Genomic DNA, 26,537 nt, shown 5'->3' on the forward strand with positions numbered 1-26,537 from the left:
TTTAAAAAGTAGCGTTTACACCAGTCATATAAATTCGGGAAAGCGGATATTTACCTACATCCATTCCGAAGTTTCTAAGACCAACCTCCGGATCCATTCCTGAATAATTGGTAATCGTAAACAAGTTTTGTCCAGAAATAAAGAATCTTAGTTTTGCTTTTCCGTTTAACCAGTTTTCTTTAACTGTATATCCAATCGACACGTTTTTCAATCTTAAGAAAGAAGCATCTTCGATATAGAAATCAGAGATTCTACCAAAGTTATTGTTGTTGTCTGTTGAAGATAAAACCGGAATATTAGTATCTGTATTAGTTGGCGACCAGGCATTTTTAGATTCAGCCAATAAGTTGTAACCCGGGAAAGAACCGTTTAAACCTGTATGTTTTACAGCATTGAAAACACTGTTTCCTGCCGCTCCGTTAAAAAAGATATTCATATCGAAACCTTTGTATTTGAAGTTAGCGTTTAAACTGTAAGTTGTTTTAGGAAACGGACTTCCAAGCACTACTCTATCGCTGTTGTTAATAACACCGTCTCCGTTTTCATCTTTAAATTTAATATCTCCGGCAACAGCATTTGGCTGATACGCCACTCCATTTGCATTTACATACGCTTTTGCTTCTGCAGTACTTTGGAACAATCCGTCAGTTGCATATCCGTAAAAAGCACCAACTGGGCTTCCAACCTGATAAATATTCGCTAAAGGTAAACTACGAACTCGGCTTAAGTTTAAAGGCTCAAGTGAAGTCAAATCATCTTTAATAGAAACAATTTTGTTTGTTAAAAATGCAGCATTTGCGGTTACATCAAATTTAAATTCTCCACGCGTTTTTTGATACGTTAAGCTTGCTTCAAGACCTCTATTCTCCACATCCCCAGAATTAACGATTCTGCCAAGAGGCGTTCCCGAAACTCCAGGAAGCTGATCGCGCACTAACATATCTTTGTTTGTTTTTACATAAGCATCTACAGATCCTACAATTGTATTGTTAAACATTGTAAAATCTAAACCTATATTAGTCTGCTCAGAACTTTCCCATTTTAAGTTAGGGTTAGATAATTCACTTTCGGCATAACCGTAATTGATTGTTGGAGTAGCTCCAATTAAAGCTGATGTCTGCGTAAGAGGCACACTAAACTGGTAAGGTCCAAGGTTTCCTAAGTTTCCTATTTGTCCCCAGCTTGCACGAAGTTTTAAATTGCTTACAATTGGGTTAATGCTTTTCATGAAACTTTCTTCAGAAATTAACCATCCTGCCGAAACTGAAGGATACACTTTCCAACGGTTATTTTGTAAAAGTTTTGAAGTTCCGTCGCGGCGTACAATTCCTGATAATAAATATTTTTGATTGAAATCGTAGTTTAACCTTCCCACATAAGAGGAAATAATTTCATCAGATAAACCTGCTCCTGTCTGTTGAATTACTTTTGCATTCAACAAATAACGCTGAGATGGATCTTCGTTATCAAAACCTGTTCCTTCAACGGTGTAATAATCTCTTTTTGTTTCCTGATACGTATATCCTGCTAAAGCTTTGAAGTTGTGTTTTCCTAATGATTTTTCATAAGAAATAGTCTGCTCGCTCAATAAATCAGTTGTTGTCATTGACTTTTTAGTCAATCTGTTAAAGTCGAATATTTTTCCCGGTTCTGTAATTTTAACCGTAAAATCTGTTGCGTTATCTTGTATTCTTGTATAACCCCAGTTTGATTTCACTTTTAATCCTTCGATAATTTCCCATTCTGCATAAGGATTGATCAAAACTGTAGAAATTGGGTTTCTGTTGTCTAATCTTTTTAAATAAGCAACAGGATTAATAACGTCTCCGTAAGAACCAATATATTTTTCAGGAACTCCTCCAAATTGTCCAGAACCATCTTCTCTGTAAATTGTTGCATTTGGCGGATAAAAAATTGCTCCTAAAATTGCTCCAGTATAAGCGCTTGAAGTATTAGCAGACTGACCATCTGTTAAGGAATATGATAAATTTTCTCCAAGTGTAAAATTTGGCGCCAATTTAAAAGAGGTATTTGCTCTTACTGTATAACGGTTTCCAAAAGTATTTAGCAAAATACCTTCGTTTCTTCTATAACTTCCTGAAAGAAAGAAATTTGATTTTTCTGTTTTTCCATTTATCGAAAGAGATAAATCCTGAATTTCTCCTGTACGGAAAATTTCATCCATCCAGTTTGTTTTTGTTGTTCTTGCTGTTGGTTCAAAAGCAGGATCAAAAGCAGGAATTCTTGGTAAACCTGCATTATCTCTTGCTGTATTCATGGCATCAGCATATTCTGCAGCGTTTAAAACATCTAGTTTTTTAGCCACATTTTGAAAACCTCCCTGATAATTAACGTTTACATTAATTTTATCTGAAATTCCTTTTTTAGAAGTAATTAAAATTACACCTCCAGAAGCTCTTGCTCCGTAAATCGCCGCCGAAGCCGCATCTTTTAAAACACTGATCGAAGCAATATCATTTGGGTTAATCGTATTTAAGGAACCGCTGTAGATAATTCCGTCCAAAACAATTAACGGCGTTTCTGCGTTTAAAGATCCAATACCACGAATATTAATTGTTGGCGAAGCTGTTGGATCTCCTCCGTCGTTGATAACCGTAACACCCGCTACAGTTCCCTGCAATAATTCACCCGCATTGTTATACGTTCTGCTTGATGCTTCTTTCATAGAAACAGATCCTACCGATCCTAAAACTTCATTCTTTTTTACGCTTCCGTAACCCATAACTACAACTTCCTGAAGCTGTTTCATATCGGCTGCTAATTTTACAGTGATATTTTCTGATTTGGTTACTTTTATTTCTTGTGTTACATAACCAACATAAGAGAAAATAAGTACTGCCTCAGATGCGTTAATTTCCATTTTAAAAGTTCCGTCAAAATCTGTTGCTGTCGTTGCATTAGAACCTTTATCTTTAATTCCAACTCCAGGCAATGGCATATTATCGTCTCCGCCAAAAACAGTTCCCGAAACAATAATTTTGTTTTGATCATCCGTTAAACCAGCTACTTTCTGCGTTTTTTTAATAACGATATTGTTACTTACAATTTCATATCGTAGCGAAAAATTACTGCATATTTTATCTAATGCCTGCTCCAACTTAACATTCGTAAGTTTTAAACTGATTTTTTGGTTCGTATTAACTTGATTTGATTCGTACATAAAATGAACACCAGCCTGATTTTCAATTTTTTGAAAAACATTTTTCAAGCTTTCATTTTCTACCTTTAAGGTTACTTTTTTATCAAAATCAATATTTCCGGCATTTATTAATCCGGTAAAAAACAAAGCAATAAATAAGATTACTTTTGCCCACATAGCTTTTTTAATGCTTTGAAACTTTACGACGTACCGCTTTTGTTTTTCATTCATAGTTTTTGGATTTTAGATTGGCTTTTAATTTTAGATTTTAGAATTCTGATTTTAGATTTTTTACTATTTACTTCTCACTTTTTACTATTCACTTTTCACAACTATTGAATTTTATAAACCCCGTCCTCCACTTTATATTCGGCGTTTACGATATTGCATACCAAGGCTACAACCTGATCTACAGGAAGCTCTTTGAAATAGGCGTTTATTTTTAGTGCGTTTAGATTTTTGTTTTTAAGTTCGATGGCAACATTGTAGTTTCTGTTTATGGTTGCGATCACTTCCGGCATTGGCGTATCTTCAAAAACAATTATATTTTTACGCCATAATGAAATCGTGTTTACAGGAACATCTTTAAAGGCTTGCAGTTTGTTGTTTTTTGATTTAAAAACAACTTTCTGACCCGGCGTTACATATACATTTTCTTCTGTAACAGTCGATTTTACGTTTACTCTTCCGGTCATAACAGAAACTTCCTGTGTTCTTTGGTCCGGATAAGCCTGAACATTAAAACTCGTTCCCAATACTTTGGTGTCCATTTTATCGGTATGGATTATAAAAGGATGTTTTTTGTCTTTGGCTACATCAAAAAAAGCTTCTCCGGTTAGATAAACTTCACGTGTATCACCTTTAAATTCTTTTGGATATTTTAAACGGCTTCCGGCGTTTAACCAAATTTGTGTTCCGTCGCTTAAAGTCAGCTTGGCGTGTTCGCCTAACTTTGCCGCATATTCTTTTGTTTCAACTGCATTTATTGCTTTTTGGTAAAAGAAAAATGATGCACCAAATAATACTAATAAGGAAGCCGCAGCTGCCCAGTATTTAGTTTGAAGAAATATAACCTCGTTTGATTTCTTTATTTGTCTTAATTCTTTTTTTAGTTTGGAATGATCTGATTTTATGGTTTCCATATTCTCGAAAGCTTCATCAGTACGATCGTACCATTTATTCCACATTTCTTGTCCTTTTGGAGAATAATTTCCCCCTAAAAAATGTTTTATTTCTTGTTTTAATTTATCAGGCATTATAATTTCTTTATGTCTTTAATAGTATGTCTTGGGAATTGAAAATTCAGGTAGGTTGAAAAGGTTACGCTTTTGTTAAGAAAAAAGTCGGCTTATCATTTTCGGAAATTTTAAAAATCAATTAAACTCTCCTAAATAAGTCCGCATAAATTTTAAGGCGTATGTAATATGATATTTTACCGTATCGATCGAAACGTTAAGCTCGTCAGCAATTTCTTTATTAGAATAATGTTTGATTCTGCTGAGAATAAAAACCTCTTTTGATTTTTTTGGAAGTAACGAAGCAGCTTTGTCAACCGCTATTTGTAGTTCATCATAAAAAATAGAATCTTCGGTTGCATTGTGACTGTTATAAGAAACGGTATTTCTATCTAAAACTTCCTGAATATACTGATCTGTTACAGTGTGGGATTTAATATAATCTAAAGTGGTGTACCGAACCGAAGTGTAGATGTATGCTGCAAAACTTTTTTGAATTACGATGGTTTTGCGGCGTTCCCAGATAGTGGTAAAAACTTCCTGAACAATTTCTTCAGAAATAGGAACCGACTTCATCCTTAAATAAACGAAGCGCACCAGCGAATCACGGTATCGAAAATACAGTTCATCAAAAGCTTTATCTTTTCCTTGTTTTAATAATTCAACAAGTTCTTCATCAGAATAACCTTTATACATAATACTTCACTTTATTATTGGTCAGGAAAATAATGTCTGCGAAAACATTTATTTGGTGAAGTATGCTTACTTTGAAAAATGACATATACTACAATAGTTTGTTTTAATAATATGTCTTCAAAATTAAAACTGAGGGTAGGTCGGTTAGGTTACGTTTACATTAATAAAACAGCAGGATTATGAAACATTGTATTAACATTTCGTTTGGTTTGTTACCAATAGATTGTAAAAATCCGGAAGAATAAAAATTAGGGATAACTTAGTAAAAAGAATTAAAATATTTTTCTATTAACAAACTGAATATGTGAATTATATAACTTTAAAAATTTAAACTATAAAATAATTTCCTACTAACAATTATACATTTACATTCCCGCAGTAAAAATCTGCACGAACGCAATTTAAACAACAATTATTAACCTCTAAATACTGATATCATGAACTTTGAAGGCAATGAAAATGACGAAACCACATTTAGAAAACAAGAATCTTTTTGTCTGTATGATTCGATAACAATATGCGGCGATCAGGAAATAAGCCGATATTTTAGAGGTCAGAGTAAGAATGTTTCCTGGGATGATGAAGATGACAGCCTTGAGGAAGAAGACGACAATTATTACGATGATGAAGAGGAAACCCTGGAGAGTTATGACCGACCGTTGTAAGTCTCTCTAATAATAAATAATCAAAAAAAAGCTATCTGAAATCAGATAGCTTTTTTTTTTGGTTTTGGTGTAATTAGTTTATTTAAAAACAGTAACTGCGTCGGCAAGATTCTGGCTTGAAATAAAATCAGCAATAAAGTCTTTTACTTCATTTCTACTTTCTGCCGGAGTGGCGAAAGAATTAATATGATAATTTTCGTCCTGATCTAATATATGTATTATTTCAGTGTAGCCTTTGGAGATTAAACTGCCTTTTAACTTAATTACATTAAATTGCTGACGTCCGTCTAATTCTTTACGTACTTGTAGTTTTATAGCTCGTTCCATATATTAATATTTAAATTAATTCCTTAACTATTCCTTTATCAAATATAAACATTCAAATATTTAAGTATATCAAAATCAAAGCAGTAGTTATTAACTGTTTATCAGCATATTATCAACAATTCAGAATTATACTATTAAATTTAAAACATAAAAACCTTCGAAAGCAATGTTTCCGAAGGTTCTAAAAATCAAACTGATTAAAATTAAAAATATTCTGTACTAATTATGCCGGAATCAAATTGGTAGAAATTCCAATTCTGTTCCACACATTAATAGTAATAATAGATAGAATTACCTGAGCAAGATATTTTTCATCCAAAACTTTTGCCGCCTGCGCATAAGTTTCATCTTTTACATGATTACTAATTAATGTAATTTCTTCCGTTAACGCTAATATAGCACGTTCTTCTTCTGTAAAAAAACGTGTATCTCGCCAGGCGTTTAAGGCATAAATACGCTGTTCTGTCTCCCCTGCTTTGCGCGCTTCTTTAGTATGCATGTCTATACAAAAAGCACATCCGTTTATTTGCGAAGCTCTAATTTTTATTAACTCTTTGTGTGTTCTTGTTAATGATGTGCTTTCAATAAACTTTTCAAGTCCAAGGACTGCTTTATAACCGTCTGGTTCTACCTGATCTATACGAATTCTTGTTTCCATTTTTATAAAATTATTTGTTGTTTAAATTTAATTAGCTTCTGTATTTTTCTAAAAGTGAGTTCAGTTCTTCCAACTGATTTACATTTAGATTTTTGGCAAACTTTTCTTCGAGAATTTCTATTAACGGATTAATGATATCCAGAATATTTAATCCGGTCTGCGTAATAAACACATCAATTTTTCTGCGGTTTTTACTGCATACTTCCCGGATTACATAGTTTTTTAAAAGAAGTTTATCAACTAATCTCGTGGTGTTGCTTGCTTTAGAAATCATACTTTCCTGAATAACACACATGTTTGTGGCTTTTCCTTTCTGTTTCTTCAATATGTTGAGTACATAATATTGTTCTATAGATAAATCGTGATGCTTTAGCACTTCAATCATACTTTCAACTAATTGATTTTGTGCATACATGATATTTAAAAATACTCTTTTATGTAAAGACGATTCCTGGATAGATTGATGTACAGTATTCATTTCCATATAGAAGTATTTAACAGCAAAGCATTATTCGCATTCAGTTTTGATATAATTCTGAAGCAAAATTAGCGAAGCAGTCTGGATGGAAAATAGACCAATTTTAAAATAAAGTACAGCCCAGATATTAGAGGATTGATTTTTTAAGGATTCCCAATGCCTTTATCATTTCTTTTTCATCGAGCGAAGCAAAACCCATTCGCATAGCATTAGTCACAAAAGATTCGTTTTTATAAAAATTGCCATTATCAATATTGAGTCCGTTTTTTGAAGCCGTTTGAGACATTTGATGCAAATCTATTTTAGAATCAAAATTAGACCAAACCGCAAGTCCGCCTTCGGGAATAGTAAAGTTTATTGTTTCTTTAAAATCAGATTCTAATAAGTCACAAAAAAGATTTCGGCGCTGTTTATAGATTTTTAAAGATTTACGAAAATGCCTGTCCATTTCTCCATTATTGAACAATACCGAAAAGGCATCTTCTAAAAGTGTATCGCCCTGTTTGTCTATTAATTCTCTTAAAGAAGCCGCAGCATCAATAAATCCTGATGAAGCACACATAAAACCAATTCTCAACGCAGGCGCAAAAGTTTTTGAAATTGATCCTATATAAATAACATTATGATTATGATCAATGCTCGCTAAAGGCAAATAAGGTTTGTTCTCGTAATGGAAATCAAAATCATAATCGTCTTCAATAATCGCAAAATGATATTGTTTTGCCAGATTCAATAATTTCAGCCTGCGCTGCATACTAAGTGTTACCGTTGTTGGAAAATGATGATGCGGAATAACATAAACCGCTTTAATACTGTTTTTTGGTTTTTGCAGCATTTCTTCCAGATAATCAATATCCATTCCGTTAGCATCAATAGGAATACGTAATAGTTTTGCTCCCGTATGTTTAAAAGTTTCATCGGCAAAACTATAATTGGAAACCCCAACAGCAATAGTATCAGCTGAATTTAAAAGCAATTGAGAGGTCAAATATATTCCCATTTGACTTCCTTTTGATATTAATATATTTTCAGGCGAAGTGGTCAAACCCCTTGTATTGGCTAAATAATTTGAAATAGAATTTCTAAGATTTTCAGATCCTTTTGAACTGCCGTATTTCAAAAAATTCCTTCCATAAAATTTTCTGGAAAGACTTCGGTATTCTCTCATAAGCTGATCTACAGGTGCAAGCCTCACATCGGGAAAACCATCATCAATAGTTAAAAGTGCTTTTTGATAATTTCGGTTTGGAATTGCATTTTTAAAATTATTCGTCCATACAAAAGAATCTCCGGTATCTGTTTCTTTATCTTCTTTTGGAACAATACTTTTTGAAATAACAGGAAGTTTTGAGAGAACAAAAACGCCTTTTCGCTCAACAGATTCTGCCCAACCCTGACTTACTAATTCTTCGTAGGCTAATTTTACTGTATTTCGGTTGATACCAATTAATTCTGCCAAAATACGAGAACTCGGTAAAACATCAGACGGTTTTAATGTTCCGTTAGTTATTAAAGATATGAAGTTGTTGCAAACCTGAATATATAAGGTTACAGGAGCATGTCGATCAATATGAATTAATGTTTTATAAGGAAGCATCTGGACTGGAGTTTTATTAAAAATACTATGCAAATTTAACCCAAATAAAATGATCTTGTCCGTATTTGGATATTTTTAATAATAAATCTGGGCTGTAGTTTTTATTAAAATTGGATTAGAACCAGCATCCAGATTACGAATACTTTTGACAAAAATTATCAAAATGAAAAAAGTATTAGTAATTAATTCAAGCGTTAGAACGCTTAATTCTCACAGTCGAAAACTAACAGAAGTATTTGTTGAACATTGGAAAAACCTTCATGAAAACCCAACAATTACTTTTCGTGAAATTGGAACAAATCCAGTTACGCATATAAATGAAAATTGGGTAAATGCAGCGTTTACGCCCGAAGCCAAAAGAACTGAAAATGATCTTGAAATTTTAAAAACAAGCGATTCTTATATTGCCGAATTACACGAAGCAGATTGTATTGTTTTAGGAGCTCCTATGTACAATTGGTCTATTCCGAGTTCTTTAAAAGCGTACATCGATCAAGTATTACGACTTAATGAAACGTTTAAAATTAATCCATCAAACCCGGAGAATCCTTATGTTGGTTTATTAGAGAATAAAACTTTATTTCTATTGTTATCAAGAGGTTCACAGGGATATGAAAAAGGAGAACCAAACGCACACATGAACTTCCAGACAGATTATTTGAAAACGATATTCAATATGATGGGAATTACAAACATTCATGTAATTGCCGTTAATGGTTCGTCATTAGATGCAGCAATTTTAAAACAAACAATCGAAAATTCACATCAAAGCATTAAATCAATTCTTGATAAAGAAGCTCTTTAATTATGAAAAATAATGCATTAAAAGGAAGTCTTTATATTGCATTGGGAGCTTCCAGTTACGGTATGCTGGCTACATTTGTAAAAATAGCGTATCAGCAAAATTATACAACTGCCGAAGTTACGCTTTCGCAGTATGCTTTAGGTTTTTTAGGACTTTTGATTTTAAATTTATTTCAAAAGAAAAATTCGCCGTCATCGTCTCAAAAAATGGGTTTGAAAAGTACTTTAAAACTAATAATAGCAGGAAGCTCTTTAGGTTTAACGAGTACATTTTATTATCTGTCCGTTCAGTATATTCCCGTTAGTGCCGCCATTGTGTTATTGATGCAGACCGTTTGGATAGGCGCTGTTTTAGAAACTATTTTATATAGAAAATTTCCCAATCAGCGCAAAATCATTTCCATTGTTCTTGTTTTGATTGGTACATTACTCGCAGTCAATTTAATTAAAGAAACTGCCGTGATCAATTGGAAAGGATTCTTATATGGAATGCTGGCGGCACTTTCTTATACGGCGACAATGTATTCATCTAATAATATTGAATTGCATTTACCTCCGTTAAAACGAAGTCTCTACATGATTTTAGGCGGATTGATTGTGGTTAGTTTTATCTTTCATTCCTCCATAAATCAGGAATTTCCATTTGGGATATTATTAAAGTGGGGAATATTACTTTCTTTATTCGGAACCATACTTCCGCCTTTACTTTTCACAAAAGGAATGCCTTTAACAGGAATGGGATTAGGAGCCATTGTTGCCTCTGTAGAAATTCCGGTTTCTATATTTATCGCCTATATATGGCTTTCAGAACCTGTTAGTTTATTGCAGTGGTTCGGAATTGTATTAATCCTGTTTGCTGTAGTTTTAATGAACCTTCAAAAAAAGATTATTTAAAACAAATATCAGAACCATCAAAAAAGCCATATCAACAACGATATGGCTTTTTCTAATTTAACTCGGATTAATCTGCACCATCCGGCTGTAATCTTTAGAATATTTTTCAGGATCTGATGCTGCGTATTCGTTTTCCGGTTCGGGAATTACATGAATTTTAGAATCACTAACGGATATTACGGCCGAGCAGACATAAATTCCTATTTTGCCTTCGTTATATCTAAAATCCAGTAAAGTTAGCTTTACAACATCGTTTATAGAAAGTTCATAATAATTTCCGTAACGGATAATCTTAAAATAGATTTGCTTATTATCCTGAATTTCAAATTGATTGGTTTGAATGTTTTCAAAAATAAAATTATTCTTAACGTCTTTTTCATTAAATCCCCAAGCCCTGAACTGCACAAATCCGTTTACAAAATCAATCGAAATATAATAAGCTGTTCCTTCTTTATCGCATTCAATTACAAATCCTGTTTTTCCCATTCCTTCAACGGCAAGCGTTCCTTCCCAGACAAAATCCATTGAAGGTTTTTCGAAGCAGTAAATTTCATAACCGCTTCGGCATCCAAATCTCCATTTGTTTTCATTTTCCTGAACAAAATCAGCAGTTGGATTTCCCAAAATTGGTACGGGCTGCGGTAAATCTTTTTGCAAAATTGTTTTTTGGTAGAGTTTTTCCCAGTAATAATAAGACTTTAATAAAAGTCTGCCACTTTTGTCAATATCCAGTTCTTTTGGCGGCGGAATTACTCGGTGTGTATTGACATTTCCATCGGCAAAATAAAAATTATAGACTAAAAAATGCGCGCCGTCTTTTACAACTCTCGCTGCATAATTCCCCTGCGGAAGCAATACATTATTATGAAAAGCACAATATTCTCCCCTAAACTCCGACGCCGACCAATAGCGTACTTTAACATCTTCTCGAATGGAGCCTAGTAAATAATGAGTTCCTTTTATTTCGATAACACACGGACATTCAACATCATCATATACATATGGGAAATGCAGCGGCTTTTGCAACACAAAACCTTCTTTCTCTCTTTTGGCTACACCAATACAGCCTCGTCGGTAAATTGGTCCGGAAGCACTTCTGGCGCAAATCAATAAATAATCTTCGCCTTCATATGTGTATTTAAACGGATCTCTAAAACTAATCCATTCCCGGGGATTATTAGAGGAACTTTCATAATGCGGTGCTTCACTTTTAAAAGGCAGACCTTCAAAATTTTCTTTTTCCCAATGAATTAAATTTGCCGAAACTGCCCTGCCTACTTTTTGCTCAATTCCTTTATCCTGACGTTTCAAACCGGTATAATACATTTCGTAACCCTTTTTATCCGATCTTTTGCTTACATGCATAGTCCACAACATATCATCATCCCATTCTCCAGGATCACCTACAAACAAAGCATTTTTTACTCTTTTCCAAGAAAGACCGTCTTTTGAAACTGCGTGCGCAATATAATCGTGATTGGGAATAATCAAATGAAACAAATGATGCATTCCTTTTTCATCTATAAATACATCAACATCTCCAATTTCCCAATTGCTAAATCCTGAACCTGAATACATTTTATTACTTATTTAATCTGTTAGTATAATTATTTTAAATGCATGAGAATATTTAAACACATAGAAACATAGATTTTTGAAGCTTAAAAAAGGCGTTTCACTTGTTTTAAACAAACATAGTTGGGCTGCTGTAAACTTTGTCAAAGTTCAAAACTTTGACAAAGTTGACCCAAAGCTATGTGTGAGAAACTAGTTTCTTTTTATACTCTTTTTAATTTTAGAATATAACCTATGTTTCTATGTGTTTAAATAATCTCAACACGTTACTTAATTATTTTATAATATTTCAATCCTTCTAAAATTCCTTCCGAAGCAGAATTCTTAGCCACATAAACACTTTTGGTCGTTTCGTAATCGGCCAGTTCTGCGCTTCTGTTTCCCACAATAATACCTTTTACTAAGCCTCTGAACATATCAACATCATTTCCCGAATCTCCGGCAGCAATAACATTCGATAATGAAATATTCCATTTACGGCATAAAAATTTTATAGCATTTCCTTTTGAAGCCCGCTTCGGAATAAAATCCAGATATTGACCATGGCTCGGAATAATATTTATTTTATACCACCCCGTTCCTAAAGCCTTGATTAATTCGTCGTGATCGTAATCTTCTTTTTCGTAGTAATAGGAAATTTTATAAGGATTCTGAGCTTCTTCTTCCTGAAGCCTGATCCATTTCACCTCTTTTAAACGTTCGACAATATCTTCTCTTTTCCATCTACCGGCTAAGAATTTTGCCCAGCCTTTGTCAAGAATATAATCTTCCCCATTAGTATAATAAATTTCTGTCCCAACGGAACAAATAATAAAATCCGGCAGCGGAAACTCCTCTTCATCAATTATTTTTTTAACCAAAGTCAAATTTCTTCCCGAAGCCATCGCAAAAGCCATCTTATCCGTACGGTTTGTTAAGTGCGCTTTTAATTCCTTTAATCCGGGATTATTTAATTTGGGTTCGATCAGTGTTCCGTCAATATCCGAAACCAATAAGTTTTCGATCTTTCTTTTCAATCGGTCAATATTGATATTTGGATAATGCTGTTTTTTGATTCCGGCTCCGGATGATAAGGATAAGTTTTCTTTTACCAATTCCACATATTGATTAACATGGCTTAACCAGCTGTAATGTTTTTGAATATTTATCGCGCCGTTATTCGAATAATATTTCCACTGATTTTCATCGGTTAAAATATTTCGAAGTGCTTTTTTAATTTGATTTTCATCTTGCGGATTCACCAATTCTCCGTTTTGGCAGACTGGAATAATTTCTGATGGCCCGCCATTTTTGGTAACCACAACCGGAAGTCCCGAACTGGCAGATTCTATAACGGTTAAACCGAAATTTTCATGCAAAGCCAAATTCACAAATACACCTCTTTTTTCGGCAGCATAACGGTAAATAATCGAAACTTCATTCTCAACATCATGCTTTTTCGGAATCGCCATTTTTCCATACAAATCGTATTTGTCCATTTGCAATAATAAATCCGTCAGAACATCTTTTTCAGATTCCGGCATTTTGGCAATGTCTTTACGGATTCCGGCAAAAATGACCAGATTCGCAATGCTCTGCAATTCTTTGTCTTTACCGTAAACATCAATAAGTGTATGGAGATTTTTATGTCGGTCAGGCCTCGAAAGTGCCAGTATAAAAGGTTTATGCGGATTGGTAAGGAATTTCGAAATCGTTTCTGAAACCCAGTATTTTCGCTGTGTTTCTTCTAAATGTTTATCATTATCCGGCTCCTGAAAATAATAAGGAACAAATTTTCTAGTATCGATTCCCGGAGAAATGGCGTGGTATTTTCCTAATTCAAAATTTTTATACGCTTTATAGGTTTCAATTTCCTGCTCGGTAGAAGTAACAATAAATTCCGAAAGTTCAAGTGTCTTTTCCTCAGCTGCGATTCTAGCTTTAAACTTGAATTTCTTTTCCAGTTCTTCTTCCGTAAATCCGCTTTCAAGCAATTTTTTCTTTTTATAAAATCCTAAAGAATGTCCGGTATGTGCAAAAGGAATATTGAGAACCGCAGATAATTCGGCAGCAGCGTAACCAGCATCTCCATAATGAGAATGAATCCAGTCGGGATAAATATTATGCAGTTTAATATGCTGCATTGCTCCGTTTACAAACGTATCAAGATCTTCCCAAAGTAGTTCTTTCGATTTGTATTTTTTTCCTAAAAAAGGAATTCGTCTTATATCTAATTTATCATTGATTACTTCCACCGGAACTGCATATTCCGGCGAAAGCAAAGGATCGTCAATTAATCGTGTAAATAAATGTACGTGCTCAACATCTTTGTGCTGGGATAAAAATTCTGCAAGTTCGTAGACATATTTAGTTTGTCCCCCGTTGTCTGCATCCCTGCCAATTTCAAGACCAGAACCCTTTAAAAGTCCGTGTATATTTATAATTGAGATTCGTAATTTTTTCATCATCGGGCATTGTTATTTTGAAAGCCCAATTTACCATGCCCGCGAAGATTTTAAAGAAATAATTACAGTTTAAATTTACATATTTCCCACATTTAAAAGATAATTTAACCTAAAATATTACCGTTTATAATTCAAAACTGCCGGCAAAATATAATCTTTTACAATTTTTTCTGCCTGAGGATGTGCATATTGTTTATTATATGCTTTTGAAGTAATAATGATCACTAACGGAAGTTCCTTAAAAACTATAAACTGATTTCCCCCATTTCCGGCACAATAAAACGTTTCATAATTTTTTCCTTCAAAAGCAAAAGTTTTATTCCAAAACAAATAACCGTAGAATTCATTATTTCGTTCCGGAATCTGGATTTGTTTCGTAAAAGTTTTAGAAACCCATTCTGGGCTTAAAACCTGTTTTCCGTTCCACAAACCATTATTTTTATACAACTGCGCATATTTAGCATATTCCAGCGAAGTCATTTGTAAACTTCCAGCCGTATTAGGCACTTTTTGAGGCGTATACTGCCATTGATAATTCGTAATATGCAAAGGTTTAAAAAGCTTTTCATCGGTATATTTTTCTAAACCCTGAGCCACCGTTTTGTTTATAATATCACCAAGAACAACAACTCCTGCCGTAAAATAATCCCATTGACCGCCGTTTGTTTTGGTTTTATCAATAGGCAGGTTGAGCGCAAATTTTATCCAGTTCTCAGCAGGATACATATTATCTTCATTTCCCGGAGAATCTCCATTGCTGTCAGAACCTTCAAAAGCAGAACTCATTGTGAGAAGATCTCTTATTTTTACGCTGTCTTTTTTAGGTTCATAATTAGTAAACTGTTTTAAATCGTAAAATGTATTTAAAGTCTGGTTTTCATTTTTAATAAAACCTTCATCAATCGCAATTCCCATCATTGTAGAAGCAAAAGATTTTCCCGCAGATCTGGTGTCGTGCAGCGTATTTCTATTGGCATCATTAAAATATTCTTCAAGAAGTAATTTACCATTGTGTATTACAACGACGCTTGTAATTTCCTTTAAATTATAAGTGCCAATAGCTGAATTTAACTCCTCAATTTTCTTTTTATCAAAAGACTGATTTGAAATTTCCCAATCGCTTCCCGGTTGAATCTGCTGAACTTCAATTTGTTTTTTAGTTAATACAATAGGTTTTATAAGCAGCTTTAACTGACCTTCGGCAATTAAATTTCCTGTTTTTATAGTGTCGCCTATTTTTATATAAGGCCTGAGTTCTATTTTGAGTTCATGCGTTCCTGCGTTCAGGGCTTTTTCTCCGCCATTATTTTTAAATCGTTCCCACATATTCATAGCCCACCAGTCTTCTCCTTTTGTACTCGTTAACGGAACCCTAAATACTGTCGATGTATTTTTGTTTCCGCCAGAACCAAAATTGCAGCCGTGATGAATATTTTCGGTATAAATCAATTTACCGTCAACATAAAAAGAAAACTGAAGATTTCCGGTTTTTAAAAGTGTTTCTGCAGGCAGTTCAGGAGCTAATTGATGTAAATAATTCACTACTGAATTATCCATAAAAACCCTGATATTTAAATCTGATCTGGGTCTAAGTTCAAATGATTTTAAAATGTCTGTTTTTTTATATTCAACCAGCGGAATATTTCCATTCATAAAAGTAACCTTGCTAATATTGGTTTTATGAATATCATAAGTGATTTCGTCTGCTTTATATAAATCATTTTGAGCCGCAATTTTACCGCAAAAAGACAGTAAAAGAAACAATATTATTCGTGTCATCATTTTAGTTTTTATAAATATTTGAAAAGCAAAACTATGTCGTTCCATTCACTAAAAATTGTACAGAATTAACATTGCGGTTATTTCTTAAAAAGTATTTTTTTATGTTGAGATGGATTAATTTCATTCATTTCCCTAAAACAACGATTAAAATGACTTTGGTCTGAAAATCCGCATTGATAAGCAATTTCGGTAAAAGACTGATTTTGGGAAGACATCAGCGAAAGCGCCTTTTCAACCTTTAATTTTCGAATATATTCGCCCAGATTGCAATGAAAATATTTAGAAAAATCCCTCGACAAATGTATCGGGTGAATATCTAATATCGAGGCTAAATATTCTAACGTAAGAGGTTCTGCAAATTGTTCGTGCAGGATTTCATCAAGCGTTGTTACCCATTTTGGTTTTTTATCTAAAACTGCTTTAAAATTGTTTTGTAAACGTGAAATTATTTCGAGCAGTAATATTTGAGTAGAAAGGTCAGCACTATTATCGTCTATTTTTGAAGCCCTGAAAACCTTGTACATCAACAATTTAATATCAGGATCTACAATTTTATTGCTTCCTTCGATGTTCTCGCTGTTTAAACTCAGATTCTCAAACCAGTGCTTTTCAATTTCAAGGTGAAAACCTCTCGTAAATCCGTCAGGTTTTATGTTATAATGCGCATCCTGCCAGTTATGAAACAATAGGCTTCCGGGAGAACAATTGTAGACTTCTTTTTTATTTCCTTCAATAACATTTCCTTCCAGAATAAAAGTAAAATAAGCATGTTCATGGTAATGCCAGTCCACTTTTGGATGTGTGTAAACGGTATCAGTTAAAGTAATTCCGTCGAGATAAATAGTCTTGTTTGTATCGCCGTAAAATTCGCCTTTTTTTGAATGTTTCATCGTTACAGAATTTCAGGAAACTAATGTACATTATTTTGGCATGAGAATTATAGAACAATATTTAAAAATTGTGTAAGAAAATTTTAAGGTATAGTTATACTTTTCAGTCAAATAAATGTTTCACCAAAACATAAATCCATGAAAATACTTTTATCAATCTTCTTAATTGTTATCCTAATTTCAATTTTGAACTACAGCTGCGAATCGCTTTGCGAAGATGAAGATTCCAGAAGCGATCATAAAGAAGCTTCAATTCATAAAACAGACACATTAAAAGCGACTATCGATTAATATATTTTTTAAGAATTTTAATAAATTTCTTTCAAAAAACACATCAAAAGAGATTAAAATTGGTAATATAATTTTTACATTTGAGTAAGAAGAATATTGCCATGCAATTCGTTTTTAACGAAATACAATCTTTTTTAAACACCCCAAAATTTATATGACTTACAAAAACATATTACAAATTGACGATGATATTGACGATTGCGATTTTTTTATGGAAGCCCTTCAGGCAGTTTCCAGTGCTGATTATGTTTCTATGCAAAACCCTGTAGAAGCACTTAATAAATTAATCCACAAAAAAATTAATCCCGATGTTATTTTTCTGGACCTCAATATGCCGGTTATGTCCGGCTTAGAATTTTTAATAGAAATTAAAAAGCAGGAAGTAATTAAAGATATTCCTATCATCATTTTTTCTACTTCACAATTTGAAGAAATTAAGCTTAAGGCCAAAAAATACGGAGCAGATGAATACATCTCAAAGCCAAGTGATTTCAATGAATTAAAAGAAATATTAAGTCATTATATCGTATGATGTATACTGCGCTTAATTATACTGCTCAAACCATTTCCTGCGCTCTGCCGTTTTTTGCTTTTTTTATTGTTAAACCTTGGTTTCTATGGTATTCATAACAAAAAAACAATGAAATTATCAACTCAAATACTTCTCGCCTTTACGCTTATCATCTTACTTTCTGTAGCAGATTCCTATACGAATTACAGGCTGTCTAAAAAAGTACAGCTTAATTCTCAGTTTCTTTCAAAATCTGAAGCTGTAATTAGAAATTCTAATAAAACCCACAGAGCCATTCTTGAAATGCAAAGTGCCGTAAGAGGTTATTTTTTAACAAACGATACCACATTTTTAGAAGAATACCACAGAGGAATAAAAAAAGTACCCGAATATCTTAAAGAACAGCGATCCCTTATTGGCATTGATAATACCCAGCGGTCTATTATAGATTCTATAACGCAGCTGCATATGGAATGGCTTGCGTACACGTCAGAATTAATTAGAACCCGAAACGATAATCCCGTAGTTTATCAAAACCTTATTGACACTAAATTCAAAAAACATATTGGCAAAAATATCAACGATGCCATTAGTAAAAAGTTTAAAAGGTTTGACAAAATCGAATACAAAACTCGAAAATATCACAGCGATATGTTATTGCAATCTTTAGCAAATACCAGAACATTTTCGCTCATATTTTTATCCTTAACCATATTTGTTGGTATTGCAAGTACAGCTTACATCGTTATTATGATTACGAACCGAATCAACTCTATGGTTCGCGTGGCAGATACTATCTCTAAAGGAAAATTTACCATTGTTGAAGATTATAGAAAGGATGAATTAAGTGCACTTTCTTCCTCTTTAAATATTATGTCGCGCCGACTCGAAAAAAACATTCAGGAACTGGAAAACAAAAATGCAGAGCTAAACAAATTTGCTTATGTGGTTTCTCATGATTTAAAAGCGCCTCTTCGTGGTATTTATAATGTTATCAGCTGGATTGAAGAAGATTTATCCGAAGAGCTCTCTCCTGCCCTAAAAAACTATCTGAACATAATTCCGAAGAGAACACAGCGCATGGAAGCTCTAATAAACGGTCTTTTGGATTATGCCCGAATAAACCGAAAAACAACTCCCGAATTAGTGGATACCAATATAATGGTTGATGAAATCTCGCAGTCTATTGTTCCAAGGAAATTCAAATTAGAAATTATTAATCTTCCCGTAATCTTTACAGAACGTTTAAAACTCGAGCAGGTTTTTTCTAATTTAATCAGCAATGCTGTAAAATATTCCAATCCTAAAAATCCACGCATCGAAATAAAATGCGAAAAAATAATGAACGTTTTTGAGTTTTCAATAAAAGATAACGGAATTGGAATTGATGCTGAATACCATCAAAAAATCTTTGAAATATTTCAAACCCTAAGAGAAAAAAATGAAATGGAAAGCACCGGAATTGGCCTCGCCATTGTCAAAAAAATAATTGACGAACAAGGTGAAACCATCAATGTACAATCAAAACTGGGCGAAGGAGCTCAATTTACCTTTACCTGGAGAAATACTAAAGCCGTATGAGAAAGCCAAACATTTTACTAATTGAAGATGATGAACTGGATACTATTTCGGTAGAACGTTCTTTAAAAAAATTAGAAATCAAATATGTTCTTCATACCGCCTACAACGGACTTGAAGCATTAAAACTATTAAGAGATCCTGAAAACCCGCTTGTTCCGGATGTAATTCTTCTGGACATTAATATGCCCAGAATGAACGGAATTGAATTTCTTAGAATCGTAAGAAGCGACGAAAGTTTAAAAAACCTGAACGTTTTTATTATGACCACATCTTCTGAAAGCAACGACAGAGTTACCGCCGAAGAACTTGGTATTTCAGGATATATCATTAAACCATTGAATTACAACGACAATACAAAAAGACCCGATTCTATGGATGCCTTTGTACAATTTCATCTAAGGAAAATTTTATTGAATGAAAATACTTAAATTTAATAGAAATTTTAAAGTGTCAATTGCAATCACAATTTCAAAATCAAAAATCAAAAATCAAAAAACAAAAATTAGAAATCAGAAATAATCTAAAATCTGAACTCTAAAATCTAAAATATCCCAACTCCTCACCAATTATGAAAAAAGCAAAACACACCGATAAAGCGCCAGAAAATGAGGTCTTGATCGCACTGCCAATCATAACAGATGAAAAAAAGCCATCTGGAACCAAAGTAAAAAAAATCGAACCCGAAGAATCTATTCTTAACGATGCCGAATTTTTAAAGATTTTGCTGAAAGTTAAAAACGGAAACTTCTCGCAGCGTTTCCCTACCGACCAAAACGGAATAAAAAGATCGATCTGTGATACTTTAAACGAAATCATTGACCTGAACGAAAGAATGGTTTTTGAATTTCAAAAGGTTGGTAAAAGCATTGGTAAACAAGGAAAATTAAACAATCGCGTAGTTCTTGATGGCGCGCGCGGTTCGTGGAGTTCCTGCGTTGATTCTGTAAACACGCTGATTTCTGACTTGGTTCACCCAACGATTGAAATTGCGCACGTAATTACCTCGGTAGCAAAAGGAAACTTATCTCAGGAAATGCCTTTGTCTATTGAAGGAAACCCGCTTCAGGGAGAATTCCTCAGAATTGCAAAAGAGGTGAACGGAATGGTAAAACAGCTGAACCTTTTCTCGATGGAGGTTACCCGTGTGGCACGTGAGGTTGGTACAGACGGAAAACTGGGAGGTCAGGCAAAAGTTCGTGGTGTGGGCGGTGTTTGGAAAGATTTGACCGATTCTGTAAATAAAATGGCGAGTAACCTTACTGGTCAGGTGCGTAATATTGCCGATGTAACAACAGCGGTGGCAAAAGGAGATTTATCTAAAAAAATTACCGTAGACGTAAAAGGAGAAATCTTAGAACTAAAAAATACCATCAATACCATGGTGGATCAGCTGAACTCTTTTTCTTCCGAAGTAACCCGTGTGGCGCGTGAGGTTGGTACAGAAGGAAAACTGGGCGGACAAGCACAGGTAAAAGGTGTTGGTGGAACATGGAAAGATTTAACAGATTCGGTAAACCAAATGGCATCGAATCTTACCGGGCAAGTACGTAATATTGCCGATGTAACAACTGCGGTAGCAAGAGGAGATTTATCTAAAAAAATTACCGTTGACGTAAAAGGGGAAATCTTAGAGCTGAAAGATACCATTAATACGATGGTGGATCAGCTGAATTCCTTCTCTTCTGAGGTAACTCGTGTATCACGTGAAGTAGGTTCTGAAGGAAAACTGGGAGGTCAGGCAAAAGTACGAGGTGTGGGTGGAGTTTGGAAAGATTTGACCGATTCTGTAAATCAGATGGCATCCAACTTAACCGGACAGGTACGTAATATTGCTGAGGTAACAACAGCCGTAGCAAAAGGCGATTTATCTAAAAAAATTACCGTAAACGTTGAGGGAGAAATTCTTGAACTAAAAAATACGATCAATACTATGGTGGATCAGCTAAACTCATTCGGTTCTGAGGTAACTCGTGTGGCGCGTGAGGTAGGTTCTGAAGGAAAACTGGGAGGTCAGGCAAAAGTAAAAGGTGTCGGAGGAACATGGAAAGATTTAACCGATTCCGTGAATCAGATGGCGTCCAACTTAACCGGACAGGTACGTAATATTGCCGAGGTTACAACCGCCGTAGCAAATGGTGACCTTTCGAAAAAAATTACGGCTGTAGCCGAAGGAGAAATCCTGGAGTTAAAGAAAACTATCAATACGATGGTGGATCAGCTGAACTCCTTCTCTTCTGAGGTTACGCGTGTGGCACTTGAGGTGGGAACAGAAGGAAAACTGGGAGGTCAGGCAAAAGTAAAAGGTGTCGGCGGAACATGGAAAGATTTAACAGATTCTGTGAATCAAATGGCATCCAACTTAACCGGACAAGTACGTAACATTGCTGAGGTAACAACAGCCGTAGCAAAAGGCGATTTATCCCGCCAGATTACGGTGGATACCAAAGGAGAAATCTTAGAGTTGAAAAACACCATTAATACGATGGTGGGTCAGCTAAACTCATTTGCATCTGAGGTAACCCGTGTGGCGCGTGAAGTTGGAACCGAAGGAAAACTGGGAGGACAAGCGCAGGTAGAAGGTGTTGGTGGAACTTGGAAAGATTTAACAGATTCCGTAAACCAAATGGCATCCAACTTAACCGGACAGGTACGTAATATCGCCGAAGTAACAACAGCCGTAGCAAAAGGAGATTTATCACTCCAGATTACGGTTGACGTAAAAGGAGAAATCTTAGAGTTAAAAAATACAATTAATACGATGGTGGATCAGCTTCGAGGCTTTGCTTCGGAGGTAACAAGGGTTTCACGAGAAGTAGGAACTGAAGGAAAGCTGGGAGGACAAGCGAATGTTCCCGGAGTTGCCGGAACATGGAAAGATTTAACAGATTCTGTTAATCAAATGGCAGGAAATCTTACGGCTCAAGTACGTAATATTGCCGATGTGGCGATTGCTGTTGCCAACGGAGATATGTCCCGAAAAATTACCGTTGACGTTCGCGGGGAAATTCTGCAATTAAAAGAAACCCTGAATACGATGGTGGATCAGCTTCGTGAGTTTGCCTCTGAGGTAACTCGTGTGGCACGTGAGGTGGGAACCGAAGGAAAACTGGGAGGGCAAGCGAATGTACCCGGAGTTGCCGGAACTTGGAAGGATTTGACAGATTCTGTTAACCAAATGGCAGGTAACTTAACGACACAAGTACGTAATATTGCTGAGGTTACGATTGCCGTAGCCAATGGAGATATGTCGAAAAAAATTACGGCCGACGTTCGTGGAGAAATTCTGCAATTAAAAGAAACCGTAAATACCATGGTGGATCAGCTTCGTGCCTTTGCATCAGAGGTAACTCGTGTGGCGCGTGAAGTTGGTACCGACGGAAAACTGGGCGGGCAAGCATTCGTTCCCGGAGTTGCCGGAACCTGGAAAGATTTAACAGATTCCGTTAACCAAATGGCATCCAACTTAACAGGTCAGGTACGTAACATTGCCGATGTAACAAAAGCCGTTGCAAATGGTGACCTTTCCAAACAAATTACCGTTGACGTAAAAGGAGAAATCTTAGATTTAAAAAACACCTTCAATACGATGGTGGAACAGTTAAATTCATTTGCATCTGAGGTAACGCGTGTGGCGCGTGAAGTAGGAACCGAAGGAAAACTGGGTGGGCAATCTGAAGTAAAAGGTGTTGCCGGAACATGGAAAGATTTAACAGACTCGGTTAACGTAATGGCATCCAACTTAACAGGTCAGGTTCGTGGAATCGCAAAAGTAGTAACATCCGTAGCAAAAGGAAACTTAAAACAAAAATTATCTATTGATGCAAAAGGTGAAGTAGCACAGCTTACGGATACTATTAATGAGATGATTGATACACTCGCCACTTTCTCAGATCAGGTAACAACAGTTGCCCGTGAAGTAGGTGCCGAAGGGAAACTGGGAGGTCAGGCAAACGTTCCCGGAGCTTCTGGAACATGGAAAAACTTAACAGAAAACGTAAACCAGTTAGCAGCGAATCTTACGACACAGGTACGTGCGATTTCTGAGGTAGCATCGGCGGTAACGCAGGGAGATTTAACGCGAACTATTGGTGTTGAAGCAAAAGGTGAAGTTGAGGCTCTTAAAGATACTATCAACCAAATGATTTCAAACCTAAAAGCAACTACTTTACGTAATCAGGAACAAGACTGGCTGAAATCGAATTTGGCTAAATTTACCCAAATGCTTCAAGGACAGAAAGAGCTTAAATCTGTTACCATGAAAATCCTTTCTGAGCTTGCCGCGGTAGTTACTGCACAGCACGGACTTTTCTATATTCTGGAAGAAGGCGAAGAATTCATGGATTCAAAACTAAACTTAATTGCCTCTTACGCTTACATTAAACGAAAAAATTCACCTACCTCCTACGCTATGGGCGAAGGACTTATAGGTCAGGTTGCTGTAGAAAAAGAACGAATTATTTTAAGTAATGTTCCAAAAGATTATATCAGAATCAACTCTGGTTTAGGAGATGCCAAACCAAAAGATGTAATTATTCTTCCGGTTTTATTTGAAGGAAGACTTAAAGCAGTTATTGAATTGGCTTCGCTTGACACCTTTAGTCAGACGCACTTAGATTTCCTTGAAGGGTTAACAGAAAGTATTGGTATTGTATTAAATACTATCGAATCAAATTCAAGAACTGAGGAATTATTGGTACAGTCACAATCGTTAGCAAGCGAGCTGAAAAGTCAACAGGAAGTATTGAAAAATACCAACGAAGAGCTGGAAGAAAAAGCGATTTTATTAGCCAATCAAAAAGAAGAGGTTGAGCTAAAAAATCAGGAAGTTGAGGTTGCCCGTAAAGCTTTGGAAGAAAAAGCAGATCAGCTTACTTTAACTTCCAAATACAAATCAGAATTCCTGGCAAATATGTCGCACGAGTTAAGAACGCCATTAAATAGTTTGCAGATTCTGGCCAACGAATTAATCGCGAACCGTGACGGAAACTTATCCGAAAAACAAATTCAGTTTGCCAAAACAATCAACTCTTGCGGAGATGACTTAATTCAGTTAATTAACGATATTCTGGATCTTTCTAAAATTGAATCTGGTTACATTTCTGTGGATTACAATCCAATTAGTTTTGCAGAAATCAGCCGATTTGTGGAGTCTACCTTCAACCCTATTTCTCAGGCGAAACATCTTAATTTTGAAATTATGATGGATAATAATCTTCCTGAGGTTATGGAAACCGATTCGCAAAGATTGAATCAGATTCTGAAAAACCTGCTTTCGAATTCATTCAAGTTTACTGAAAAAGGCGGTGTTAGATTAAACATTTACAAAGCAGATAGCAACTGGAAAACGAAAAACGCAAGTTTGGAAAATGCCGAAGCTGTTGTTGCTTTTGAAATCTCAGACACCGGAATTGGAATTTCCAAAGAAAAACAAAACATCATTTTTGAAGCTTTCCAACAAGCAGAAGGATCTACAAGCCGTAAATATGGAGGAACTGGTTTAGGATTATCCATCAGCCGCGGACTTTCTGATTTATTAGGTGGAAGCATCGAACTCGAAAGTGATACTAACATTGGAAGTAAATTTACTTTGTTCTTACCGCTTAAATTCGTTCATATTCCAGAACTGGAAGACATTAATGTAAATGAAGAAACAAACGTTATTCACGCCGGAAAAAGCCGTTTAAAATCACTTCCGTCTGCAAGTTTCAAAAAATCAGATATTGATTTGTATTTTGTAGATGAAGTTGGCGACGATCGAACTGATATTAAGCCAAATGACAAAATTCTTTTAATTGCCGAGGACAATGTCACATTCGCCAAAATATTATTAGAAAGAGCACATCAGCATGGTATAAAAGCGATTGTAACGACTCGCGGAAATGATGTTGTAGATTATATCAATCAATTTCAGCCGCACGCCATTACAATGGATTTAAATATGCCGGACACGAGCGGCTGGAAAATCCTCGACCGTTTAAAAACAGATTTCACGCTTCGTCATATTCCGGTTTATATTATTTCGGGAGAAGATGAAAGAAACAAAGGCTTAAAACGCGGAGCGAGAAACTTTTTCCTTAAACCGGTCAAAAACGAATTATTGACTTCTCTTTTCAATGATATTCAAGACTTTAAAGACAAGAAAGAAAAAAATCTTCTTGTAGTTGATGATAATGAATTTGAACTGGAACGAATTGTTGAAGCTGTTGAAGGCGAAGACATTTTGGTCTCAACTGCTTTAACGGCAAAAGATGCTGTAAAACTGATACAGGAAAAATCATTCGATTGTATTATATTAGACCTAATGCTTCCTGATGCTGATGGCTTAGATTTAATCAGCGATCTGGAAAATAATATCAGCGGACAGGAAACGGCTATAATTGTGCATTCTGCGGGTGATGTCAATAAAAAACAGCGTGCTAAACTCAGCCGTTTTGCACACAGTATTATTACAAAAAGTGCTGTATCTATTGATGAATTAGTAGATCAGACTGCCTTGTTTATGCATCGTGTACACAAAGATCTGCCGGAAAGTATGAAAGACAGAATTGAAACATATTATTTAAAAGAAGATGTTTTAATCAATAAAAAAGTACTTTTAGTAGATGATGATGTTCGAAATTTATTTGCACTTACAACTGCTTTAGAACGTTTTGGTTTAGATGTTATCAGTGCAGAAAGCGGTCACGAAGCCATTGATATTTTGAGTCAGAATTTAAAAATTGATATTGTTTTAATGGATATCATGATGCCCGAATTAGACGGTTATGAAACCATGAAAATCATTAGACAAAATTTAAAGCATAAGGACTTAACTATTATTGCCGTAACAGCAAAAGCAATGAAAGGCGACAGACAGCGCTGTATCGAATCCGGCGCATCAGATTATATTACAAAACCGGTTAATGTTGAACAATTATCCTCTTTAATGAGAGTGTGGTTAAAATAATTC

19 protein-coding genes are annotated in these 26,537 nt (G+C 35.0%); 8 read left to right on the top strand and 11 right to left on the bottom strand.

Annotated features, from left to right (window positions below):
• Position 1: 1 nt before the first annotated feature.
• The 3 genes from J2Y38_RS19490 to J2Y38_RS19500 form a co-directional block, all read right to left on the bottom strand.
• Complete coding sequence (locus J2Y38_RS19490; RefSeq protein WP_309845835.1) at positions 2–3,391, bottom strand: SusC/RagA family TonB-linked outer membrane protein; 3,390 nt, start codon at positions 3,389–3,391, stop codon at positions 2–4.
• Positions 3,392–3,492: 101 nt separating this feature from the next.
• The gene (locus J2Y38_RS19495) at positions 3,493–4,416 is read right to left on the bottom strand and encodes a FecR domain-containing protein (RefSeq protein ID WP_309845837.1); all 924 of its coding nucleotides are present in this window, start codon (positions 4,414–4,416) and stop codon (positions 3,493–3,495) included.
• A 117-nt stretch (positions 4,417–4,533) separates the two neighbouring features.
• Positions 4,534–5,091, bottom strand: coding sequence for an RNA polymerase sigma-70 factor (locus J2Y38_RS19500; RefSeq protein WP_309845841.1), 558 nt, complete (start codon positions 5,089–5,091; stop codon positions 4,534–4,536).
• A gap of 437 nt (positions 5,092–5,528) precedes the next feature.
• Between J2Y38_RS19500 and J2Y38_RS19505 the strand changes: the two genes are divergently transcribed.
• The gene (locus J2Y38_RS19505) at positions 5,529–5,756 is read left to right on the top strand and encodes a hypothetical protein (protein WP_309845842.1); all 228 of its coding nucleotides are present in this window, start codon (positions 5,529–5,531) and stop codon (positions 5,754–5,756) included.
• Between the two features lie 78 nt (positions 5,757–5,834).
• Here J2Y38_RS19505 and J2Y38_RS19510 read toward each other — a convergent pair whose 3' ends face one another.
• The 4 genes from J2Y38_RS19510 to J2Y38_RS19525 all read right to left on the bottom strand — a co-directional run bounded on the left by J2Y38_RS19510 (position 5,835) and on the right by J2Y38_RS19525 (position 8,816).
• Complete coding sequence (locus J2Y38_RS19510; RefSeq protein WP_309845845.1) at positions 5,835–6,083, bottom strand: hypothetical protein; 249 nt, start codon at positions 6,081–6,083, stop codon at positions 5,835–5,837.
• A 223-nt stretch (positions 6,084–6,306) separates the two neighbouring features.
• Positions 6,307–6,741, bottom strand: a complete 435-nt coding sequence (locus tag J2Y38_RS19515; protein WP_309845847.1) for a carboxymuconolactone decarboxylase family protein — start codon at positions 6,739–6,741, stop codon at positions 6,307–6,309.
• A 31-nt stretch (positions 6,742–6,772) separates the two neighbouring features.
• Complete coding sequence (locus J2Y38_RS19520; protein WP_309845849.1) at positions 6,773–7,225, bottom strand: MarR family transcriptional regulator; 453 nt, start codon at positions 7,223–7,225, stop codon at positions 6,773–6,775.
• 121 nt (positions 7,226–7,346) lie between these two features.
• Entirely contained in the window at positions 7,347–8,816 is a 1,470-nt protein-coding gene (locus J2Y38_RS19525) for a PLP-dependent aminotransferase family protein (RefSeq protein ID WP_309845852.1), read from the bottom strand.
• Between the two features lie 163 nt (positions 8,817–8,979).
• On the opposite strand from J2Y38_RS19525, the gene J2Y38_RS19530 reads away from it, so the two are divergent.
• On the top strand, positions 8,980–9,621 hold the full coding sequence (locus J2Y38_RS19530; protein ID WP_309845855.1) for an NAD(P)H-dependent oxidoreductase: 642 nt from the start codon (positions 8,980–8,982) through the stop codon (positions 9,619–9,621).
• Positions 9,622–9,623: 2 nt separating this feature from the next.
• Positions 9,624–10,514, top strand: a complete 891-nt coding sequence (locus J2Y38_RS19535; RefSeq protein ID WP_309845857.1) for a DMT family transporter — start codon at positions 9,624–9,626, stop codon at positions 10,512–10,514.
• A gap of 57 nt (positions 10,515–10,571) precedes the next feature.
• On the opposite strand, the gene J2Y38_RS19540 is transcribed toward J2Y38_RS19535, so the two are convergent.
• From J2Y38_RS19540 to J2Y38_RS19555, 4 genes are all read right to left on the bottom strand, one after another.
• A complete protein-coding gene (locus J2Y38_RS19540; RefSeq protein ID WP_309845859.1) occupies positions 10,572–12,092 on the bottom strand; it encodes a glycosyl hydrolase family 32 in 1,521 nt (506 codons plus the stop codon).
• A 263-nt stretch (positions 12,093–12,355) separates the two neighbouring features.
• Positions 12,356–14,536, bottom strand: coding sequence for an HAD-IIB family hydrolase (locus tag J2Y38_RS19545; protein ID WP_309845862.1), 2,181 nt, complete (start codon positions 14,534–14,536; stop codon positions 12,356–12,358).
• 114 nt (positions 14,537–14,650) lie between these two features.
• Entirely contained in the window at positions 14,651–16,315 is a 1,665-nt protein-coding gene (locus J2Y38_RS19550; protein WP_309845864.1) for a serine hydrolase, read from the bottom strand.
• A gap of 77 nt (positions 16,316–16,392) precedes the next feature.
• Entirely contained in the window at positions 16,393–17,205 is an 813-nt protein-coding gene (locus tag J2Y38_RS19555) for a helix-turn-helix transcriptional regulator (RefSeq protein WP_309845866.1), read from the bottom strand.
• A gap of 138 nt (positions 17,206–17,343) precedes the next feature.
• Between J2Y38_RS19555 and J2Y38_RS19560 the strand changes: the two genes are divergently transcribed.
• The 5 genes from J2Y38_RS19560 (at position 17,344) to J2Y38_RS19580 (ending at position 26,534) form a co-directional block, all read left to right on the top strand.
• Positions 17,344–17,496, top strand: coding sequence for a hypothetical protein (locus tag J2Y38_RS19560; protein ID WP_309845869.1), 153 nt, complete (start codon positions 17,344–17,346; stop codon positions 17,494–17,496).
• A 154-nt stretch (positions 17,497–17,650) separates the two neighbouring features.
• On the top strand, positions 17,651–18,028 hold the full coding sequence (locus J2Y38_RS19565; RefSeq protein ID WP_309845870.1) for a response regulator: 378 nt from the start codon (positions 17,651–17,653) through the stop codon (positions 18,026–18,028).
• A gap of 108 nt (positions 18,029–18,136) precedes the next feature.
• Positions 18,137–19,588 (top strand): ATP-binding protein, encoded by a 1,452-nt coding sequence (locus tag J2Y38_RS19570; RefSeq protein WP_309845872.1) that lies wholly within the window; start codon positions 18,137–18,139, stop codon positions 19,586–19,588.
• Entirely contained in the window at positions 19,585–20,016 is a 432-nt protein-coding gene (locus J2Y38_RS19575) for a response regulator (RefSeq protein ID WP_309845875.1), read from the top strand. Before J2Y38_RS19570 ends, J2Y38_RS19575 begins: the two co-directional genes overlap by 4 nt.
• A gap of 140 nt (positions 20,017–20,156) precedes the next feature.
• A complete protein-coding gene (locus J2Y38_RS19580) occupies positions 20,157–26,534 on the top strand; it encodes a HAMP domain-containing protein (RefSeq protein ID WP_309845878.1) in 6,378 nt (2,125 codons plus the stop codon).
• Positions 26,535–26,537: the final 3 nt, after the last annotated feature.

The sequence above is a fragment of the Flavobacterium sp. 2755 genome, assembly GCF_031455715.1.
Taxonomy (GTDB): domain Bacteria; phylum Bacteroidota; class Bacteroidia; order Flavobacteriales; family Flavobacteriaceae; genus Flavobacterium.